Annotated in this window: 2 protein-coding genes and 1 pseudogene; 2 read left to right on the top strand and 1 reads right to left on the bottom strand. The window is 32.5% G+C overall.

The window, feature by feature from the left end; all coding sequences use genetic code 11:
• The coding region (locus BG20_RS01605) for a hypothetical protein (RefSeq protein ID WP_010190018.1) at positions 1-214 on the top strand (214 nt) is incomplete at its 5' end.
• Complete coding sequence (locus BG20_RS01600) at positions 214-771, top strand: hypothetical protein (protein ID WP_010190017.1); 558 nt, start codon at positions 214-216, stop codon at positions 769-771. The genes BG20_RS01605 and BG20_RS01600, both read left to right, overlap by 1 nt.
• A 297-nt stretch (positions 772-1,068) precedes the next feature.
• Here BG20_RS01600 and BG20_RS01595 read toward each other — a convergent pair.
• Positions 1,069-1,614, bottom strand: a pseudogene (locus BG20_RS01595) (leucine--tRNA ligase); the annotation flags it as partial.

Below are 1,614 nucleotides of genomic sequence, written 5' to 3'. Positions count from 1 at the left end.
TCCAGATAAAGTAGAGAGTAAGGATGATCCTATTTTGATATATGCTGTTATAGGCATTGGAGTTGCAGGTACAGGCGCAGTAATAGGCATAAAACTACACGGTAAAGGATCAGGAGGAAATGATACAAAGAAAATAGAATCAGATAAGCAAGAAGACGATCGAGATACATCGCCTCACGTAGAAGTTAGGATTACAGGAGGGATTGAAAAATAATGTCTGTAGAACAATTTGCAGGTATAGTAAAACCATTCATTGCAGATGTGTTGAGTCAAAATATTCCAGAAAGTTCAGAAATACAAAAAGAAATTTCATTCATAACAAAAATGATTCCTACAAAAAATGGAAAAGATGAATTCCTAAAAAATGCAACAAATACTGTAATTGAAGAATTAATGAAATATGTGCCACAACCATTCTCAGTAGGATTATTTGATGGGATTAAAACGCAAATTAATTCTCAAGGCATTAAATTCAAGACATCGTTTTCATTACCACCGATAACCCCACACATAGAATTTAAAATTCTAGTAAATGAATCTCAAACATTTACAGGTAAAATGAAGTTCATGATATCAACAGAGGTCACACCGATAAGTTTTGAAGTACAGCCAACATCAGAAAAGAAATTTACATCTTATGGAAAACTCAAAGTATCATTCTCTTTATTGTTGATTCAATCAGTGACGTTAGGATTCACATATGACACACCTCAGTTTCTATGGGGGAAAAGTTTTGAGATAGATTTCTCAAAATATAACATAGAATTTTAATTTCCAATTGCTACATTTGTGGCTTAGTTCTGTATTTTGTAGCACTCGCAATTGTGATACTGTTAGAAAGAAAATTCCCTAAATCCTTAAGTTCATACTTTAACCATTAATTTTGTGAAATATCTAATTGCACTACTGGTATCATTAAGTTTGATTATCGCATTTACTCCAATAGCTGACGCCGTGCCATCATTCCACCAAAAGGTGAGACACATCAAAAACTGGAAAAAAGACTCTATTAGTGACACAAAACAATACTAACACAAATTAATTACACAAATTACTTGTTTTTAAAAACTATTCAATCAATATTGCTGGCTTGAATGGTCTTGCATGTCTTGCCTTTCCTTTAGGATCATAAATGTCTGAATCAGTTTCAGAGAATATATCGATATCAACATCAAATTCTTTCTTTCCAATATCTGTTAATTCACTAACAAGGAATTTCTTTTCATCAAATTCTTTTGACTGTAATTTCATCTCTCTTATCTCAGTTGGTTCAGATAAAATATCTTTGATTGTCTTTTGTACAAAGTCTGGAATCTTTTTGACATCTGCAGTTTCTGGATTTGCAATCAACTCCTTCATGACAATTCCCATGTTAGTTTGCCCTGACATTACTTTATCCAAAATAGAGTGATACACTTTAGACTTGAATGAATCAGCAGTATAGATTGTAATCTTTTTTGGAGTAATCTTTGTAACTTTTAGAATATTTGCAATATCGTCAATTAGTAATTTTAACAACTCTTCGGATTGAATTGCAGATGCATTGATGCTATCAGCAGAGTATTTCGGCCACAACGAAGTTGATACAAGTGTATGGTTTCCGAGTTTTTCCCA

Origin of the sequence: Candidatus Nitrosarchaeum limnium BG20 (assembly GCF_000241145.1) — an archaeon.
In the GTDB taxonomy this organism is placed as follows: domain Archaea; phylum Thermoproteota; class Nitrososphaeria; order Nitrososphaerales; family Nitrosopumilaceae; genus Nitrosarchaeum; species Nitrosarchaeum limnae.
This window is presented reverse-complemented; position numbering and strand designations above follow the sequence as displayed.

Excerpts from the sequence above, each read along its gene's own strand:
- BG20_RS01600 (WP_010190017.1), top strand. The coding sequence starts at position 214 with ATGTCTGTAGAACAATTTGCAGGTATAGTAAAACCATTCATTGCAGAT.